Source organism: Kribbella sp. VKM Ac-2569 (genome assembly GCF_004216905.1).
Lineage (GTDB): Bacteria > Actinomycetota > Actinomycetes > Propionibacteriales > Kribbellaceae > Kribbella.
This window is the reverse complement of sequence record NZ_SGXJ01000003.1, coordinates 927,870-945,999: the sequence shown is the minus strand read 5'-3', so window position 1 is coordinate 945,999 and position 18,130 is coordinate 927,870. Positions and strand designations below refer to the sequence as shown.

General features: G+C 64.0%; 10 protein-coding genes. 5 read left to right on the top strand and 5 right to left on the bottom strand.

Translation table 11 applies throughout. The annotated features are described in order from the left end of the window. Window positions 1-71: 71 nt before the first annotated feature. Window positions 72-254, top strand: a complete 183-nt coding sequence (locus EV649_RS24855) for a hypothetical protein (protein ID WP_130385954.1) — start codon at window positions 72-74, stop codon at window positions 252-254. 606 nt (window positions 255-860) lie between these two features. Here the strand turns inward: EV649_RS24855 and EV649_RS24850 are convergent. Further along, the gene (locus EV649_RS24850) at window positions 861-1,439 is read right to left on the bottom strand and encodes a hypothetical protein (protein WP_157996302.1); all 579 of its coding nucleotides are present in this window, start codon (window positions 1,437-1,439) and stop codon (window positions 861-863) included. A 622-nt stretch (window positions 1,440-2,061) separates the two neighbouring features. Between EV649_RS24850 and EV649_RS24845 the strand changes: the two genes are divergently transcribed. Continuing rightward, window positions 2,062-2,676, top strand: a complete 615-nt coding sequence (locus EV649_RS24845) for a hypothetical protein (protein WP_130385952.1) — start codon at window positions 2,062-2,064, stop codon at window positions 2,674-2,676. Window positions 2,677-4,287: 1,611 nt separating this feature from the next. On the opposite strand, the gene EV649_RS24840 is transcribed toward EV649_RS24845, so the two are convergent. Together EV649_RS24840 and EV649_RS24835 are read right to left on the bottom strand one after the other, a co-directional pair. Then, the gene (locus tag EV649_RS24840; protein ID WP_130385951.1) at window positions 4,288-5,115 is read right to left on the bottom strand and encodes a hypothetical protein; all 828 of its coding nucleotides are present in this window, start codon (window positions 5,113-5,115) and stop codon (window positions 4,288-4,290) included. A gap of 760 nt (window positions 5,116-5,875) precedes the next feature. After that, window positions 5,876-6,124, bottom strand: coding sequence for a hypothetical protein (locus EV649_RS24835; RefSeq protein WP_130385950.1), 249 nt, complete (start codon window positions 6,122-6,124; stop codon window positions 5,876-5,878). 606 nt (window positions 6,125-6,730) lie between these two features. On the opposite strand from EV649_RS24835, the gene EV649_RS24830 reads away from it, so the two are divergent. Further along, window positions 6,731-9,730, top strand: a complete 3,000-nt coding sequence (locus tag EV649_RS24830) for a tetratricopeptide repeat protein (RefSeq protein ID WP_130385949.1) — start codon at window positions 6,731-6,733, stop codon at window positions 9,728-9,730. Between the two features lie 349 nt (window positions 9,731-10,079). Here the strand turns inward: EV649_RS24830 and EV649_RS24825 are convergent, their stop codons facing one another. After that, a complete protein-coding gene (locus tag EV649_RS24825; protein ID WP_130385948.1) occupies window positions 10,080-11,009 on the bottom strand; it encodes a hypothetical protein in 930 nt (309 codons plus the stop codon). A 218-nt stretch (window positions 11,010-11,227) separates the two neighbouring features. On the opposite strand from EV649_RS24825, the gene EV649_RS24820 reads away from it, so the two are divergent. Both EV649_RS24820 and EV649_RS42145 read left to right on the top strand, forming a co-directional pair. Then, on the top strand, window positions 11,228-14,110 hold the full coding sequence (locus EV649_RS24820; RefSeq protein WP_130385947.1) for a tetratricopeptide repeat protein: 2,883 nt from the start codon (window positions 11,228-11,230) through the stop codon (window positions 14,108-14,110). Between the two features lie 771 nt (window positions 14,111-14,881). Beyond that, window positions 14,882-15,346: a flavoprotein gene (locus EV649_RS42145; RefSeq protein WP_347233149.1), complete on the top strand. Its 465-nt coding sequence runs from the start codon at window positions 14,882-14,884 to the stop codon at window positions 15,344-15,346. Window positions 15,347-15,484: 138 nt separating this feature from the next. Here EV649_RS42145 and EV649_RS24810 read toward each other — a convergent pair whose 3' ends face one another. Further along, entirely contained in the window at window positions 15,485-17,470 is a 1,986-nt protein-coding gene (locus EV649_RS24810) for a DUF4209 domain-containing protein (RefSeq protein WP_130385946.1), read from the bottom strand. Window positions 17,471-18,130 lie beyond the last annotated feature (660 nt).

Here is an 18,130-nt window from a genome sequence, read left to right as displayed (position 1 = left end):
GACCTGCGCATTCCCCCGGTGACCGAACCTACTCGATGCAGGACCGAACCGCCACGGAGTCAGCTATCGGCATGACAACACTTCAGTTCCTCCACGACTCCGCTGGCGCAGCCGGCCTGCTGTACGCGGCGACCATCACGATCGCGGCCATCACCGCCCTCGCCAGCCCCGATCCCGAACAGCGCCGCGCAGCACTCGAGGTCCTCTCGCTCTTGGTCCGCGGCCGGCGACACCACCCCCGCGAACGGAAATAGCGAGCTATCGGCACTTCAAACATGCCGCACCCAGCCCGATTGCGCCCCAAGGACCGGACAGGAAGAGGAAGGAGGGCGGCTGAATGGCTCAGGAACATAGATTGCAGTCGCAAGACCATCTCAGCAGGGGTCGAAGTTGCGTTCCTCGCCCAGGACTGCGGCACAATCGACCTAGCTGGCTCGGCAATGAACCTTCAGAAGCTATCCAAGTCGCGGTAAGCAGCATGTGCACAAATTGCACCTGACATGAGATTCGTTGTCGGTCGATACATCGATCGAAGCCTGCAGCTGCGGATTAAAAGGCTGCGCGATGGCATGAACTCGACCATCTTTGTGCGTCAGGAGTGTCGGCGACGGCCCCTCTGGACGCATCGACCAGCAGCAGTTGACTCGTCTTCGCGTCACGAACCGTGTCACGGGTTCGGATGCACTGCCCCACCCCTGGTTCGACGCAGCTTACGCGCCCGCACCGCCACAGCAGGCCGCGGGTTGGCCGTCGCCACGATGCCTTAGTCGCCACGATGCCTTATCGGATACTGCTAACAACCGAGCTCAACACCCTCCACACGAGGTGTGGAGAGCAGCTCCTAAAGGAACATCAGGCCGTTACCCTGAGTCGCACCGCTCAGGGGGCGTTGCTGAGGCCTCTCGGCAGAAGAGCTTCAGGAACTGGGTGAGGGCCTTCCCCTGCCGGGCGTTCGCTGCCCGGTCAGTCCCTGAGGAAGCGGCTTTTTTGCCGCTAGCTTCTTGCAGCTCGAGGTGTGCGTACCAGGCCTCGTTGCTGCCGTACACCCAGATTAGGTCAGCCTGTTTTTGGAGCTCGTCGCCAACAACCTTTGCCTTCACACTGGCGGCGGTGAGCTCCCGTAGGGCCGCCACCTGTCTGGCCTTCATAGCGTTCGTTGCTCCCGGCTCCGCGGCCGCCTTCACCGCCTCCTCGTACTCCTCGAAGGCCAGATCCAAACGAGTCTGTGGGTCGGGCAATGCGCGCGCGGCCGCGAGGTAGTCCAAGTAGATTTGGGCACGCTTCTCCCGGCTCTCCTTCTCCCGAACCTCAGCTGCACCAAAGTGGGTTCCCGACAGTGCTACCCAGCCTCCGAGCAACGCGACCGCGATCGAAACTGCGCTCGACAAAACGGCCACGACCCATGGCGGCCAGGAACTCTTCGGGACGTCTCGTTCCAAGTTATGCCGATGTATGGCGGCCAACTCCAGTCGCAGTTGCTGTGCCTCGCGCCTGGCGGCTACCCGGCTACGGATCGCTCCGGCATCCGACACCCTTGCCCCCCGGTGGATTGATCGCTCAGGCGTTGGCATGCTTGCCTCAGTCACTGAGCTGTCGTCCCTGACTCCCAGAATCCCCCTTCCGGAGTCGGCTGGCTACCCGCACTAAATCCATGGACGCCTGGCGGTCCCACGAGCCGCCGACCAAGATGGCGACGTGTCGGCCATTCGCGACGCGCTAATCGCTCCCAGCCGCTTGTCGCGGGATCTCGCCAGACGGCTGTTGTCAACGAGCGATCGCTGCACGGCAGGTGCGACCCCAGCGCGGCTGTGATCGATCGAACCGGCTTGGGACATCCTCGGATCGCCATGCTGGAACGCCCGGTGGCGAGTGTCGGCAGCCATAGGTCCCGGGTCGCCGGAATCTTTCGGAGCAAGCAGGTTGACATGGGCGGAAGTTGTGATTGGCGGGCGTCCCGATCCGGAGGAGTCGGCACGGATTCTCGGCGGCCCGCCTTCGCGGGTCGGCCGGCTCGGTAGAGCGTTGCAGTAACGGTGCGGCCCGCTCCTCGATATTCCTGGTGTGATGGATTGGTTGTCCAAGTTGGACTGGGGCAGCGTGCCCGCCTGGCTCGGTGCGGGCTCGCTCATACTCGCGTTCGTAGTCTTCGCCCGAGATCGCGGTAACGCGGAGCGGACGCAGGTTGACCTCGTCGGTGCATGGACAACCGTGGTTTGGGCGATGAGCGAGCCGCACCAGACACCACGTGTGGAGGAGGGCATGGTTACCGCACACCTTCGAAACGCGAGCCAGTTGCCGGTCAGGGTTCGTCAGCTCGCCTACCGGATCGAAACCTCCTGGTGGGTACCCGATCCTACGGCGCAAGGACCGAGCGATCCGAACAGCTGGACCGCGACGCCTGGAACCGAGTCGCAGATGTTCTTCATCGACAACGTTCGGCTCCCGCCTCAGGAGACGTTGAGACCCGAGTGCCAAGTCAATGTTGCGCACATGGCCCCGGATGTAGCCAGCCACTTGGTATTCACGGACGGGATCCTCGCGCATATCGAGTGGATCCTTATCGTGGACAACGCTGGGAGGCGATGGGTGGTGCGCCCCGAGCGCGGTGGACGCGCCAAACGGCAGCGCTGGCGTCGACGGTCGCGACGGAACGAATACATGCCGCAGGACTGGTGACACGAGTGTCGGCTTGGTATCCCGGAGACGTCAGCACCTGAGATACCGCCGCAGTACTCGTGGCGGGGTACTGTCGGACTGCAAACAAGACGAGGGGCCCCGGCATGACAGACGAGTACCTGCCACAGGTGACGCTGACCATTGAGGCGAACGGTACGGCCGATGTTTGGGAGTTCGAGCTTGGTCCCGAAGCGCCAATCGCTGACGCAGAACTCCGCGACGCGCTTATGAAGGAGTTCGCACCGAACGAAGAGCCTGAGCTATTCGAGCTCGTCAGGCGTGGGACGGCTGCACGCCCGTACTTCACTCTTCGACAGAAGCGGCCTGCCGCATTCTTGAACCCGCGACCAGGCAAGCGAAGCTAGCTCGGGGCTTGTGGATGAGCTGGTTCAGCAACCGCCGACACGTACAGACGACCCCGACGTCTGCAGGCGGCTCCAGACCATCGGCAGTCTCGCCAAGCAGCTCGTCCACTAGCACTAGTGGCGCTGCTGCATCCTGGATCCAGCACCAACGCAAGCAGCAGCCACCTGCGCGACAGGTCTTCTCACCTGCACTGGCCAGGGAAGCGTGGGCAGGACAGCTGTTCTACGTCGACGAACCCCTCGTGGTCACGCTCTTCTCACGAATCATCGCCAATACCGACCTGTATCGGGCGCTTCAGCCACAACCGGAGATGGAACTCTTCGAGTCATGGCTCCCCGACCGCAAGGTACCGGCAGACGTTAGTCCAGCGTTGGTCGCCATATGCCTCATCCAAATTGCACACCGCCAAATTGCGAAGCAAGCCGCTGCTCTCCCGGCGCTGAACGCGACGCTGCCGATTGGGCAGCCAGGAAGTGCCGGCGGCTACATCACAGCCCTCGAGCGCGAGGGTGACGACCTGCTTCTCCGCGTCAGGAATCCAGATTCAGATACGCGAACGTGGATGCGCCTAATCGGCGGGGCACACAAGGGCTGGCAGCCCGCTGATCTGCAGAAGAGGTTGGTGCTCGGCGTAGGACTAACGCGCCGGGCTCGGTATCGCCATCTCGACGCTGCCGGGATCGCCTTTGTCATCTCCCAGGCGCCCTGAGGTCGACGGAGGCGCGGCTCACGCGGGTCACGTCCGACCAGGTGTGGGATTCTCTTTCAGTGCCGTCGACATCACCGGTGCCGGCGAGCGCGACCACCCAGGCCTGGGGCGGCTCAGCGACTGCATGAGTCGAGCCTACGAAGCGGAGCCGACACTGACCCTATTGGTGGCAGGCATCCCTGGCTCGATGGAGCCGCCTGTCGAAGTCGAACCGTCGACATTCTCATTACGAGGAGGAACGACACTGCCGACCCTGACCGCTACCAGGAACTTTGCCATCGTCTGCTTCGGACCACGGCAACATATCCCGCACGAGTTGACTCCACTTCGCACCACGAGCCGCACCACGACCGCGATCGGCTCAGCCGGCTTGTCCACACGCGGCTCTGCTCTCTCTGCGGCACGCCACCAGTCTGTGGACCTGTTGGTGTCGAGTCGCTCGGGGTGTGGGCACGGCGCATGGAGGTCTGTTCTCGCCTCGCCCTGGCGCTGCAACTTTGGCGCCGCATGGCCGCGGCACAGGCTTGGAATGTTGGTCAGCGACCGAAGTCGAGACCGTCGCGGACCTCCACCTTGAGCCAGGCGTCTAGCTCGCTGATGAGTTCGCCTCGGGTGTACTCGACAGGGACCCGACGAGTCTGCAAGCCGCAGCGTCGCCACTGCGCATCGCGCATGTCGTCGTCGGCACGCCGATGCCCCTTGGCGTGGTGGGGCCCGTCAACTTCGATCAGCATGGCGCGCCCATTCCCAGCGAGCAGGAAGTCCGGCACCCATACATTGCCCGCTCTGATCCGAGTGCCCGGTAGCGGTGAGATGGCGAACGTCCGGTCTTCAGCGGTTGTGGCCTGCAGCCTGACGAGTGCCTCATAGACTGCCAGCTCCGCGGTGTTGGTGAAGGTCAACCCATCGACTACAGGCGACTCCGCAGCCAGCCGCTCTTTGCGCGCCGAGTTGGTGACGTCCGGGCTCGCATACTGCTGCCGCAGGGTCTCCCGCCAGTTCTTGGTGTCAATATTCGGGAGAGCCAGCCGGGCGTCGAGGAACTCGACAACCGGCAGGTGGGTCCGCTGTGCGAGGCTCCGGATGACGGGCAGGATCCGGTCCATAACCTCCGGAGTGAAGCGGGGCCGGAGGTATGGCTCCACGTCGAGGTAGTACACATTAGAGTTCCTCGGCCAGACGGATCCGACCGGCCCAAAGCCGTCCTCTTCCGTCACACCCCGGTCCTCGGACTCGATGCCGAGGCCCTGCACGTCCTCCAGGAGCAGCGACGCCAGCTCGTCGCCCATCTGCGCGAGCAGGTGAGCCGTCGCGCCGAGCACGTACTCCAGCCCTTCGCCTAAGTCAGGGTCGTCGTTCCACATCGCATCGTTGTCCTCTCAAGTCGCGGGCCTGGACAAGCAAGGTAACCCCAACCACAGACAGTTGCGGGCGATCGGGAACCCGCGGTCCGGCACACTCGGAATCGCCGATTCCCGTCATGCGCGGGACTGCTGGGCACCATGCGCAGCGATAGCTCGAACAGGGCAGCTGGCGACTGGCGCTGCGGGCGGCGGCGGGTCGACTGGGCTTTGCCAGCGGACTGCCGCTGGCGGCGATGCCCCGCGGAGCAGTCCGCAGAGCTCATGGCACCGGCTACCTGCCCAACTCGTCAGCTCGCTGTCGGTCGGCCGAACGCGGATTGGTGGCCAGGACGAACGGGATCGGACTACTGGTTGCCATCGAGAATGTCTCCTGCGATTTCGGTCTCCTCTCCACACTGCTGGTCCACTACCTCGGGTTCACGCGCTCCAGCAGGAGCGGGTTTCGAATACCGATCTTCAGTGTCTCGTCGACGTTGGCGTACGCCGCCGCACACACACTTTGTGAATCAGCGGCCGGTACAGCCGGTTCCTGCCGGTCCAACAGGTTGCCTCCAAGCGTGAAGAAGCCCCAAGACAGCAGCGGCAACAGCACCGCCTAGTGCCCACCGACCCTGGGCCCTGATCTTTTCGATCTCCCGCTCGTGTCTCTCGATCTCGCGTTTATAGGAGACATCTGGCGGTTCGATCATGGACGATATCGGCTCCTCCAGCTCCGGTGGCCGCCGCCGGATAAGTTGCTGGATCCAAGACATCTCCGCGCCTACCACCTGTGCAATTCAGGTCGAGCCGTGCTAGCGATCTCGGCGGCGGCGTGGAAATGCCGGTTTGAGAGAGCCGTCAGCCGCAGCCAGATCGCCAGCGCGATGAGCGACACTACGCCCAGCGTCAAACCGCCGAGCCTGGCCCACAGCACGCCGGGTGCCTGCGTGTCGTCAAGGAATACCACGCTACCGAGAACGATATTGCCAAGTGCGAGCACCAAGACTGCAATTAGGACGTATACGCGCATATTTAAAAGCTAGCAGCGCGGCGGCACGGACGCGATGCCCAAAGCCACCGTCGGCGAGCTGGACTGAGGAGCAGAACGTGTCGGAGCGGCATCACGGACAGGGCTGTCGTCAGCCTCTCCGACCTTTGCAGGCCGAGTCTGACGCTTCGTGACCCGTCCGCCTCCAAACCTCCTCCCTCCTGAGACGAGGCTTGGGCCGGATCAGCCTTGGTTCATCAGCGAACGGGCAGTGGGGCTCCTGGTCAGCCCCACGGCTGCCGGGCAAGCGTGAGCCCTCGCACCTTGGCTGCACCGCCCTCTAAGTGCGAGGGCCGGTCTACGCGGTGCTGTCTAGCGCTGAAGGCAGTTGCATCGAGGCTGTCTGGGCCGCCATATCTGCCGTGAGATAGCTGGGCTTCATTGACAGATCCATTGACACATACGGGCGGTCACCCCCGAGCGCACGCTCTGACCCAGGTCAAACGGCTACTCACGACTGAGCGGCTGGCTCTCCGCAGCCCGGGCTGTTCAGGCCGGCCGCGGCATCGGTGACGCCGGAGGGACTCGGCGCTGGCAGTTCAACGCCGCCGGCCATACCCTTACGGGTCAGTAAACGGGGAGGCTAGATTGAAGTATGTTGGCTGGCGCCAGGCTGGGATGGTTGGCGGCGCCGCTGCGTTGCTGTCGATTACAGGCTGGTTTGCAGGCTACACACAAGGCGGTTGGTGGCCGGGCTTCGGAGGCACGGTCGGCGCTATTGGCGGTCTGGTGGCCGGGACCATTTGGTCCCGCGTCGATCAGCGTCGCCTCGAGAAGCGTGAGGCGGTCAGGGCGAGGTCCGAAGCCCTGGATCTCATTCCGCTTTCGCTTGTCACCGAGCCGCGAAGTATCGCACAGTTGGCACCCTCTCAAGCGTTGCTCGCTGAGGTCCTGACTGCTCGGGCAGCTCTGCCTCTGTGGGGACGTTCGCGAGAGCTCAACGTCCTTCGTACCTGGCTTGCGGATCAGGACGGTCCTCAACTTTGCCTGATGTGGGGACCTCCAGGCATCGGGAAGACGCGCTTGGCGTTGGAGTTCGCCGCCTCACCACCAGACGGATGGCTCGCAGGCAGGCTGCGGACCGCGCGAGAGGCGTCGAGTGTGGCGGCTATCCTCGCCTGCGGTGAGCCCACCGTAGTCGTGGTGGAGACGGGTGGCTGGCGATCCGGGCTGCTGCCGTTCCTCGAGGATGCGGCTCGGGCTTCTGGCTCTCAACTGAAGATCCTACTGATTGCCCGAAATCTCGCATGGTTGCCGTACTTGAAATCTCAACTGGCCGAGACATCGGCCGCCATCGTGACGGACGCGGCCCAGTTGCACGTCGAACCGGTTGGATCGGGCGACGACTTGCTGCGGTGGTATCGGCACGCCAGGCAGGTCTTTGCCTCCGATCAGGCGACAGGACAGTTCGCGTCCTCGCGACCAGCGCACCCTCTCCAGCCAGGTACGTCCATGGGAGAACTCCTTGCTCGAGCCTTGGTAGCGGCGCGCGAACCGAGCAAGCAGGGGGCCGGATCGGTCGGCGTGAGCGATGGAACAAGCCTCGACCTGGATGAAGTCGTGCGTGTGCTCGCGGAGCACGAGCGGCGGCAATGGCCTGAGCCTGTCGATGTAGCCATTCCGGGAGATCTACGAGACCGAGCCGTGGCAGCGCTGATCCTCGTGCCCACCATCGACGAGAGCGACGCAGCCAGCGTTCTTTCACGACTACCTGACCTGCGAGACGCGGCTCAACACCGCTTGCGTGAGATAGCCCGCTACGTTCGGACGATCTACCCCGGGCCGGACCGGATGTGGATCGAGGTTCCCAACGCCGAACTCGTCGTGGCAGGACTCATCGGCGCGGTAACCGGTGATCGCGCGCTCTGGAGCGAGGTTACGGGCGCCCTGCGGCCGGAGCAACTGTCGTCAGTCATCGCGCTTGTCAATAACAATATCGCTGCAGTCCACGACGGATCAGCACTCCTTGCGGATCTATTCGCTCGCAGCGGATTGTCTGCAGCACTCCGTCCCACTGTCGAAGCAGTTCTGTCAACTGTTCCCAGACTCTCCGAGCCCGACGCGATTCTCGCGTATCTGATTCAACAGGGAGAGATCTCCCAGGTTGAACTATCCCGTCTTGGCGATGTCGTCGGCGAGGGCTGGAAGATGCCTCGCGCTTACGTTGAACTCTTGCGTCGCCAGGTGGATAAATCTCGGGCCGAGGCTCGACCGGGCGATCTCTCGCAAACCCTAGTTTTGTTGGGCGCTGGCTTGGAGCGGCTTGGCCGGACCCAGGAGGCCGTTGACGCATACTCAGAGGCCGTGACGGTGGCACGTCAGCCAGTTGTTGAGCCCAGCGAAGGACTCGAGTTGCCTCTCGCCTTCGCTCTCACCAGCCTGAGCACCGCGCTTCCTGGCATCGGCCGACACGAAGGGGCGATCGAGGTGGCGACGGAGGCATTGCAACTGTACCGTCAGCTTGCTTCGCAGCAAGTCGAAGGAGCCAAGGACGGCTTATCCCACGCACTCATCAATCTGGCGCCGCACCTCAGGGCAGTCGGCCGAGATGACGAGGCTCTGGCAGCCTGCGAGGAAGCCGTGCGCATTGCACGAGAATTGATCACTGCCGAGCGCGGGGCGCACCATGCCCTTCTGGGCCGAGCCACTGATCGCCTGTGCATCGCCCTATGTAGCGTCGGGCGGTACGACGAGGGCGCAGCGGCTGCCTCGGAGGCCGTAGAGCTGTACCAGCAACTGATGGCCGACCGACCTGAGGACCACGAGGGCAATGTAGCTCAGAGTCTCCTCGAACTGGGCGTAACCATGACCAGGATCGGACGATACGCAGAATCGCTCATGGCGAACGAAGAAGCTGTTCGGCTCTTTCGACGCTTGGCAGCCGAGCTACCTGGTACATACGAAGGCAATCTCGCTCTGGCGCTGACAAATCTTGGAATTGCTCAGGAACGACTCGGCAAATATCCAGACCTACTCATTATCGGAAAGGAATCTGTCCGAATTTCCCGTAGGCTGGCGGCGGCCGACCCCCACGCCTATCAGGGCCAACTGGCCCATGCTGTGATGAGCCTGGCTGTCGGTTACGGCAGGACCGGATCATATGAGACCTCTGTCACGCTCAATCGCGAGGCAGTTCAGATACTTCAACAAATCGCAACTGGCGAGCCCGATGAACTTCAGTCAGATCTCGCGCTAGCGCTCCGGAATTTAGCCACGAACTTAGCAAAAGCCGGCCAGCCCGAAGAAGCTGTATCCTACCTGCAGCAATCGGTCGAGCTATTCCGGCAACTAACAGCCACGAACGCAGAGGTATACCAGGGCGACCTTGGGACCGTTCTCGTCAGTCTGGGCGGCGTGATCGGATTCTCAGGCGCCCCCGAGGCAGGATTGGCCTTAGCCACCGAAGCCTTAGACGTACTCCAAGCCCCAGCGGCGGCGCAGCCGGCGGAGTACCGGGACACGCTGAATTCTGCGCGCAGGCTCGCCCGGGACCTACTCCAGATGCTCGGACGCGAGGAAGAGATCATGACGCGCGACCTTCCCCGGTCAGACGGCTCCGATGGGGCTGCTGACCGAACCAGCAAGTGAGGCCAGACCGCGCCGCCAGCGTCGCCAAGCAGACGACGAGGTCAGCAGTCCTGCTGCACGGGACACCTCAGCCAGCACGCTTGGGTACACGGCACGCGGAGCTGGGAAGGTGGGTTGGTGCCACGTCGAATTGAGGTCGTTCTCATTACGAGGAGGAACGACACCCGACGACCCTGGCCTCTACCAGCAACCTTGCCATCCTTTGCTTCGCACCACGTCAACATATTCCGCATCATTGACACCAGTTCGCACCACAAGCCGCACCACGAGGGTGACCAGGCCGGCGTACGTTGAAAGGCCCCCGGGTCAGCCCGACGAAGTGCCGCACCATCGGGCCAGCCTGACACCGCTAGGCGAGTGCTCCTGCGAGTGCCTGTCCGCAGATCCGCTTCGTGAGGTAGTGGCCGGCTTGATGGGGTTCTGAACCGTTATCGACGTGCCAGGTCCGGTCGAACTGTGATCCCGGTGGACGATCTTGATCAAAGAGAGATTCAAGATTTCGGCGAGCTGCGACGATGTCGTCCAGGGAGGCCACATTGGTCCATCGGCCTACAACGTCAGGGTAGCGCGGCGGTTGCGCAAGTCTGGCGCTGATCGCGGAGAGACCGAGCGGGCTGCCGAGGGTGAGCAGAAGCGGAACGCGCGGCCCGGCTGGGAGGGAGCGGAGCGCTTCGTAGGCGACGACGGAGCCAAGGCTGTGTCCAACGACGGCACGAGTACTCGGACCGATGTGTCGGGTCACTTGCTTGATCGCGTAGGTTCGAATGTCGGGGTCGGTCAAATAGCGCGTGACCTGAGTAAGTGTCCGGCTCGCGAGGGCGAGAGCAGTAATGCCACCTCGGGAGAACCACGGGATCCGGTCGAGCGCAGCGACAACGTTCACCGCCGTCGCGCGGATCCCCTGACCGTCCGCATCGTCACGGGAGAGCATCGCGAGCGCGCGGTGGGCTTCGCCGGCATCCCTGGTGTTGCTCGATTCTGATGCATTGCGGAGTAGGTCGATTGCAACGTCTATGGCGGTCGACTCTTCATCATCGTTTAGTGCTCCGTCCCCACCTACGCCTTGGAAGTCAGGGGCGACGAAAAGATTCCCGTAGAAGGCCATGCGCACACTGATTGAAGTGGTGGTGGCATCTACTTCCCGGCGGAGCCGATCCGCGAGTGACGTGCGGCCGGCGTTCTCGAGTCCTCCGGCGAGGCTGGGCAGCCATTCGGCTTCCAGGTTGGCGGCCGAGCGCTGCTCTTGGGCGATGCCATGGACAAGTACGATGTCGGACATTTGGCGCCTCCGTGGCTCTCGCCGAGGGGATCGGCGCCAACGACCTTCTTCCGGTCACCGTATTGCGCCATTCTGACTTGGTGACACCTTCCACGCGACGCCGAGCACTGGTCGTTGGGTCTCAGTGCGAGGCTGCACCAAGACTGGCGTTCCTTCCAGACCTTGCTACGGAACTATATGCGGTCCTGACTGATTCACAGCTGGGGGCGTGCCTCTCCGTGCTGCCCGATGATGGCGGATTGTTGTTAGATCCAACGCGCGACGAGACCCTCGATGCGATCGATGACGCGTTCACGATTTCCGCACAAGACGGCGCGACCCTTGTCCTCGCGATGATTGGGCATGGCATCGCTCTAGGGGACGACTTCTACTTTCTCAGCGCGGACGCGACAGGTGAAGGCAACTCCCGCAAGGATGTGCACCTGTCCCAAGCGCTCAAGGAGGGCCTGCGCGATCACGGAGATTTGGACGGACTGATCGTCCTCGTGGATACGTGCCAAGCTGGTGTTGTGGCGGGGCAGGCTCTTCGACACTGGGGCGAAGTCGGGATGGGCCGCTACGCCCGCCGATTTGAGTTGCTAACTGCCACAGCCGAAACCCCAGCCTACGGGGGCGACTTCACTCGCATTCTGGTAGACGTGCTTCGATCTGGGGTGCCTTCCGCCGGAACCACGATCGATGCCCGCTACCTGCGTGACCCTCTCATGACTGGCGCACCGGCGCAGAACCCGCAGCGGATTACCGTCGACGGCGGCAGTTGGGCTCAATCCGGTGACGAGGGACTCTGGCTGGCGTACAACGCTGTCGTCAGGCACGAGGATGATGATGCCGCCGCGCGGACCACTATTGACCGCGTTGTCGAGCTGACCAACTTTCTGCAGACCACTCCGACAATGGTGGCGCTCGAGGAGGCCACTACCCAGCACCGTTGCGTCGTTCTCACTGGGCCTCGTGGCAGTGGCAAGAGCACGCTCGCGGCCGCGTTCATTCGACCGTCTGCAGCGCACGGTCGAATGAGCTCAGGCACCATACATGCGGTCGCGTTTGGGAACGGCGCGAGCACGTTGGGTACTCTAGCTGCCTCATTGGCTGGTCAACTCACCGACCAACTTCCCGGTTTCCAGCAAGCAGCCCGCGCTTACGCATCGAGTCTGGACGCGGCAGAGATCGAAGGCCTGCCCTCCCTACAGCGGCGCGTCCTTGGGCCGCTGTCGCGCGTTGGCTCGATGCAGCAAGTTCGACTAATTATTGACGCCCTAGACGAACTCCCTGGCGCGACACAGGATGCGGTGCGTGATTCGATCACTACAGCTCTAAGGCAGCCAGCGCTGGACTTGGTGGGGTTCGTTGTCACCGCACGCCCCTCCGCGGCCCGGCCACCCGGCGCGCATCATGTCGAGGCCGACCAGCCTGGCGACGACATCATCGCTGAGTACTTGCGCGCCAGACGCGTCGACGAGACCTACGTTTCCTTGCTGGTTCCGAGGGCGCAGGGAAGTTGGTTGCACGCCCATTTGCTCGCCGAACATGCAGTTCGTCCCGGATTCGATGCCGCAGACATACCGACCGAGCCCCAACTCACGGCCCTCTACGACGAGGAGCTTTTGGCCGCCGGTGCCGGGAACATTGATCGTTGGCAAAGCGAACTAAGGCCTGTGCTGGCGGTTCTCGCCGCGGCAGGGGCTGGGCCGAACCTCCCGCTACCGCTGGCGGTCGCAGCCACCGCACGCCTTGACGGGCCAGCCACAACGATTAGATTCCGTGACGTTATCGCACGTTTGTCTGGCTTGATCGTACGGTCTCAGCCGGGACAGATCGGTGAACAGATCGGCCTGTTTCATTCGAGCCTGATAGAGGACTACCTGCTTCGCCCCGCCCAAGAGGCGCAATTCTCCATCGACCCCGCACCAGCCCACGCGGCGCTCGCAGCGGCGCTCGGCGAGCTAGCCAGTCCCACTGATCACGACCCAACCGATGCGCTCCATCGTTACGCAAGCCGCGCCGAAGCCGACCACCTGTGGGCCTCGCATCGTGACAGTACCGCCGTCCTCGCCAGCCTAAATCAACGACCGTTGAATCAAGCTGCTGACGAGAAGGAGCGATGGCAGCAGTGGCACACCACATTCGAATCCGTCCTTGGACCAGAACACCCCGACACGCTTTCGGCTCAAGCCAGCCTGGCCCACTGGACCGGACGTGCGGGTGACCCGACCAGAGCTCGTGGGCAGTTCACCGAACTGGTGCCGATCCTGCAACGTGTCGCTGGCCCAGAACGCGCCGAGACACTCAGCGCTCGCGGGGAGCTCGCCAACTGGACCGGACAGGCGGGTGATCCGGCCGCGGCCCGAAACCAGCTCGCCAGCCTCGTTCGAATCCTGGAACGCGTCTCCGGCCCAGAACACCCGGAGACCCTTACAGCGCGTACAAACCTGGCGATCTGGACCGGCGAGGCCGGAGAGCCAGCCGCAGCCCGAAGCCAACTCGCGAGACTCGTTCGAACCCTGGAACGCGTCTCCGGCCTAGAACACCCGGACACACTCGCCGCCCGATTCGACCTCGCCGTCTGGACCGGCCAAGCTGGTGATCCTGCCAAGTCCCGAAACCAGCTCGCCGAGCTGGTGCCGATAATGGTGGGTACCCTCGGTGCAGAACACCCAGACACGCTGAGCACTCGGACGACTCTTGCGTTCTACATCGGGCGCGCTGGTGACCCGGCGGCCGCTCGGGATCAGTTCGCCGAACTGGTGCCGATCCGAGAGCGTATTTCCGGCCAGGAGCATCCCGACACGCTCACAGCCCGGGCCAACCTAGCGACCTCCATCGGAGAGGCAGGTGATCCTGCCCTGGCTCGGGACCACTACACCGACCTGGTGCGAATACGGGAACGCGTCTCCGGCCCGGAACACCCTAGTACGCTGCTGTGCCGGGCAAGTCTCGCCGGCTGGACTGGCCGGGCCGGCGACCCTGTTACGGCGCGCGACATGTACTTCGAACTAGTGCCAATCCGCGAGCGCATCTCCGGCCCGCACCACCCCAGCACCATCCGAGCACAAACCAACCTCGCCTACTGGATCCTCGCGACGGCGCGCCGCGAGCAGTAACCAGAAACTGCCTGGACTGCGCAGCCAATCAGCCAGGTGACCGCAGGCGATCTCGTCCCGGACTGCGCACGCGAATTTGCTCCGCTGTCGAAGATGGACTGTTGGGTTGGGCGGATAACGCCAGCGCGAACTGGGCAGGCACTGTCCGTCCCGGCGGCTGACTCCGCCGACGGGACGCCCAGTGCCCATCGGTGCATAGGCGGTCGTGCAAGCGAGTTATGGATAACTCGCGAGGCGCACGGTCAGATCTTGGCAAACTGTTGGGGTTGTCAGTCCCCGGCCCGGAGCCACCGGCGGGTGGAGACGCCGCTCGCATGGCGTCGAGGCGCAAGGCCCCGTCAGCAGGCAGGCCCGGGACTGGCGACACCGCGCGCTGTGCGGTGCCTGAGCAGGCCGGCTTGCCTCACCCCTCGAAGGCTCAGAGGCGATGTTGCTGAACGTCGCGGCGCCGACGGGCAGCGGCGGTAAGGCGAGCAGCACGAGTGAGACTGCGTTCAAGTTTGCGGGTTCGGCCCTGGGCTCGGCGTAGTTCGCGGCGGGCTTGTTCCAGCTCGCCCCAACTCGTACGACACAACCCCGCCGTCCGTGAGATCGTGCGGAACATTCACCGCCGCTCACCGGTTACCGGCGGTCGAGGATCGGAGATCTTGGCTCTGGCCGAACGGTGCCGGGCCGTTCAGTGAGCAGGCGCGTCCTCGGCCTCGTCTGTGCTGCTGCCGGCGGCATCGAGCAAGTCCGCGAAGAACTCATCGAGCCGACCCTCGCAGACGGATGGACCGTCGGCGTAACGCTCACTCCGACGGCGGCAACTTGGCTAGACGCCACCGGCGAACTCGAAAGATCGAGGCTGTCACAGGTCTTCCTGTTCGCAGCGCACCTCGGCTGCCCAACGAGACCAGCCTCCATCCTGCGGTGGGTTGCTACGCAGCGGTGCCGGCGACCGCAAACTTCGTTGCAAAGCTGGCGCTAGGCATCGCTGACAATCAGGCGCTAACGCAGCTGTGCGAAGCGGTCGGCGGGCGTCGACCGCCTGTCGTCGTCTTTCCGAGAGTCAACGCAGCCCACGCCGGCCAACCGGCATGGGACGACCACATTACGGCCCTGATACGAGCCGGAGTCCACCTCGTCTACGGAGAGGACGTGTGGCCCCTCCATGCTCCGCGCAGCGCGCCGAACAAGCAGATTCCCTGGCGGGCAATCCGATCCGCTATCGAGTTGGCCACCAACTCAGCATGATCAGCACCACAAAGTAGGTCGGCCCCGCTTGGCCACCTGATCCGTAATCGAGTTCGGCCCGATCCGATCTCAAAGTCTCTCGACATGGGCTGTGGTGGCCGGACAATTGAGCGACCAGGGGACGAGCCAGAGACCGGGTTACGCCGGGTCCTGGGTGGGGCGTCGGCGAATCGCCTCCAGTCGCACGTGGCCGCGCAGCAGCGCGGACGAGGCCGTCCGGATCAGCCGGTCGCCAACGCCTCGGATACCGGGTCGCGGCGCGGGCGGCGACGGCACCGAGATGATGGGGCGCTCCCCATCGATGGTGGTAGTAGTCGTAATCAACAGGGACGCGGCCCGCAGGACGAGGGCGGCGTAGGCGGGGTCAATGCCGACGATGAACCCGTGCGCGACGTCGTTGCGGAGGTTTAGACCAATCGGCCCCAGGAAAATCCACTTCAGGAACCAGGACCAGGACGGGTCGAGCGCCAAGGTGTCGAGCTCCTCGAGCAGGACCCGGAAGCCGGGGTACTCACCGACACTGTTGCCGACGGCAACTTTGTAGATCCCTTCGTCGAGCATGCGCAGGAGCCGTCGTGCGGCCGCTTCGGCTGCGGGGATCACGAGGTGCACGGCGTCGATGTAGTCGCCGTTCCAGAACATCCGGTACGCCTTCGCGAGAATAAACGCGCCTGCGGGGTTGCACTTGTACTGCTGTACGAAGTAGGTCTGGAGGTCGTCCAGGGTAGGCGTGCCGTACCGGTCTGCCAGCCGCATCAGCCCTTCGGCATAGCAACTCCCGACCGTCTGCGCGATGACCTTGGCATGTTCTGACATCCGGTGCTCGACCTCTGCCTCCTCGGTGGCCAGCGTGACGCGGGGTAGGCCACCGTGGCCGAGGAGCTGGGTCGGCAGGATCGACAGGAGCCCGCTGCGGCCGGATGAGGCCCGAGCCCGGAGGTCGTCAACGCTCCCGGTCGGCGGGCCGGTGTGGAGGAAGTATCCCAGGGCGTCCTGCCACAGGTGGCCGCGCGTGAATGGCTGGAGTTCGTACTCGGGCATCTGCCGCGGAATCGGGACACTCTGCGAAAACCGGATTAGACCGAGGTCCTCGACCGGGATGGACTCGAGCTCGGCCCGGATCTGCCTCAGCTCAGTCTTGAAGTTGTGCCGGGTTGCGAACTCTGCCGCGATCGCGAGGTGGTGCTGCCGAACGGCCGGGTGCAGGCCAGCCACAGTGGTCGCCAGCCGGAGCGCGGTCAGCTGGTCCCGTCGGATCTGGAGGCGTGCTTCGTCGGCATCCGGACCATGCAAGAGGGAGAGGCGGAGGTCGGCGACCTCCGCAGCGAGGTGGTCGCGGGTCAGGACCTTGGCGAGGCGGGTAAGGAGCTTGTCTGCGGCGGTCCGCAGGTCCTCAGCCCGTGCGCTGCTCGAGGGCTTGTGGCACAGGATCGCGACCAGCGGAAGCAGCGAGCCGGGGTGGGCGGGGCTGATGGACTCGACCCGGATCAGGATCTCGTCGAGCACCTGGTCCTCGACGTCGGTGACGCTGTACTTGCGGGCGATGGTCCAGGCTCGCGAGAGTTGGATGGTGAGAGTGAGTTCGTCGTCCTTGCCAATCACGGTTGCGAGGTAGCTGGCCGCCGCAGTGCGAGCACGCTGACCGACGTTCCCCTCGCGTCTGGCGATGAGGAGCTCCTCGAGCCGTGCACGGGCTCCGGTCGAGGTGACCGACTCGGCGCAGGCGACCCACAGTGAGACCACGTCGGTGCTGACGTTCCTCGGGTCGGGCAGCCACTTGCCGTCCAGCCAGAATTCGCAACCGACCTCACCCCGCCGTGCAAGACGCAGGTCGCGGGACGCAATGAGGGACAGCTCCCGGACCAGGGTTGGGTCCAGGTCGGGGCGCTTAGCGGCGGCCTGTTCGACGAGCCCCCAGCCGACGGGCCCCAAGTGAAGGTCCGTGAACGCCGCATCCAGGATGTCGGTCGCGATCGGCAAGTGGGCGTCGTCGAAAACGTAGGCGGGGATGGGTGCCGGCTCGGGGACCTCGGTGTCGACCCCCTCCGGATCAGCGCTGGCCAGACTGGCGGAGTCGCCGTCGTCCGGCTCGTCCGCGTCAGGCTCTGGCGACGCAACGGTCATGGCTCCATTCTTCCCAATGACCGCAACTTGGTTTCGCGGTGTGTCCGGGACTGCCCGAGCTGCTGTCGGACGCCAGGTTGAACCACGTGCTTCCGCCTCCAGGGCCTCCGGATTTCACGCACGCAGAATGGGAGCTTACGTCAGTGTCCACGTGTTCTATCCCCTTCGCGCGGGTCGCTCTGGGCGGAATGGTGTGCTAGCGCGAAACCCGAAATCCCGGCAGATCCATGGGTTAGCGACTCACGGCGAGAGTGCCACGTACGTTGTGAGAATCGCATCGTCGCCGTGTCGCCGCACGATCAGCTCAAAGTCGTCGATCTCGTGAGGCTCGAAGCCAAGTCGTTTGAGAGCACCAAACAGTAGACGATGAAGCGGATTCCGGGCACCGGCATCTTCCCGATCACCGGCCACTGGAACCAGCTCGTGGGGGAGTGATCCTGCAGTGGTGCAGAGCCGGGGGCGCCGCTTGATGCGGCGCCCCCGGCTTGTTTCAGAGGTTCTTCTGGTAGTCGATGGCTCGGGTCACGATGTAGTAGCCCGGCAAGGTGGCGCCCGGCGGGCGTCCCAAAAGTCGGATTCAGAACCGTACTTTCGAGACATCGATTGAGACGCCAGGCTTCACCGAAGCGACGGGGTCGTGATGATCGTGTAGGTCGGGGA

Excerpts from the sequence above, each read along its gene's own strand:
- EV649_RS24825 (WP_130385948.1), bottom strand. The coding sequence starts at position 11,009 with ATGTCCGACATCGTACTTGTCCATGGCATCGCCCAAGAGCAGCGCTCG.
- EV649_RS24810 (WP_130385946.1), bottom strand. The coding sequence starts at position 17,470 with ATGACCGTTGCGTCGCCAGAGCCTGACGCGGACGAGCCGGACGACGGC.
- EV649_RS24855 (WP_130385954.1), top strand. The coding sequence starts at position 72 with ATGACAACACTTCAGTTCCTCCACGACTCCGCTGGCGCAGCCGGCCTG.
- EV649_RS24840 (WP_130385951.1), bottom strand. The coding sequence starts at position 5,115 with ATGTGGAACGACGACCCTGACTTAGGCGAAGGGCTGGAGTACGTGCTC.
- EV649_RS42145 (WP_347233149.1), top strand. The coding sequence starts at position 14,882 with ATGGACCGTCGGCGTAACGCTCACTCCGACGGCGGCAACTTGGCTAGA.
- EV649_RS24835 (WP_130385950.1), bottom strand. The coding sequence starts at position 6,124 with ATGCGCGTATACGTCCTAATTGCAGTCTTGGTGCTCGCACTTGGCAAT.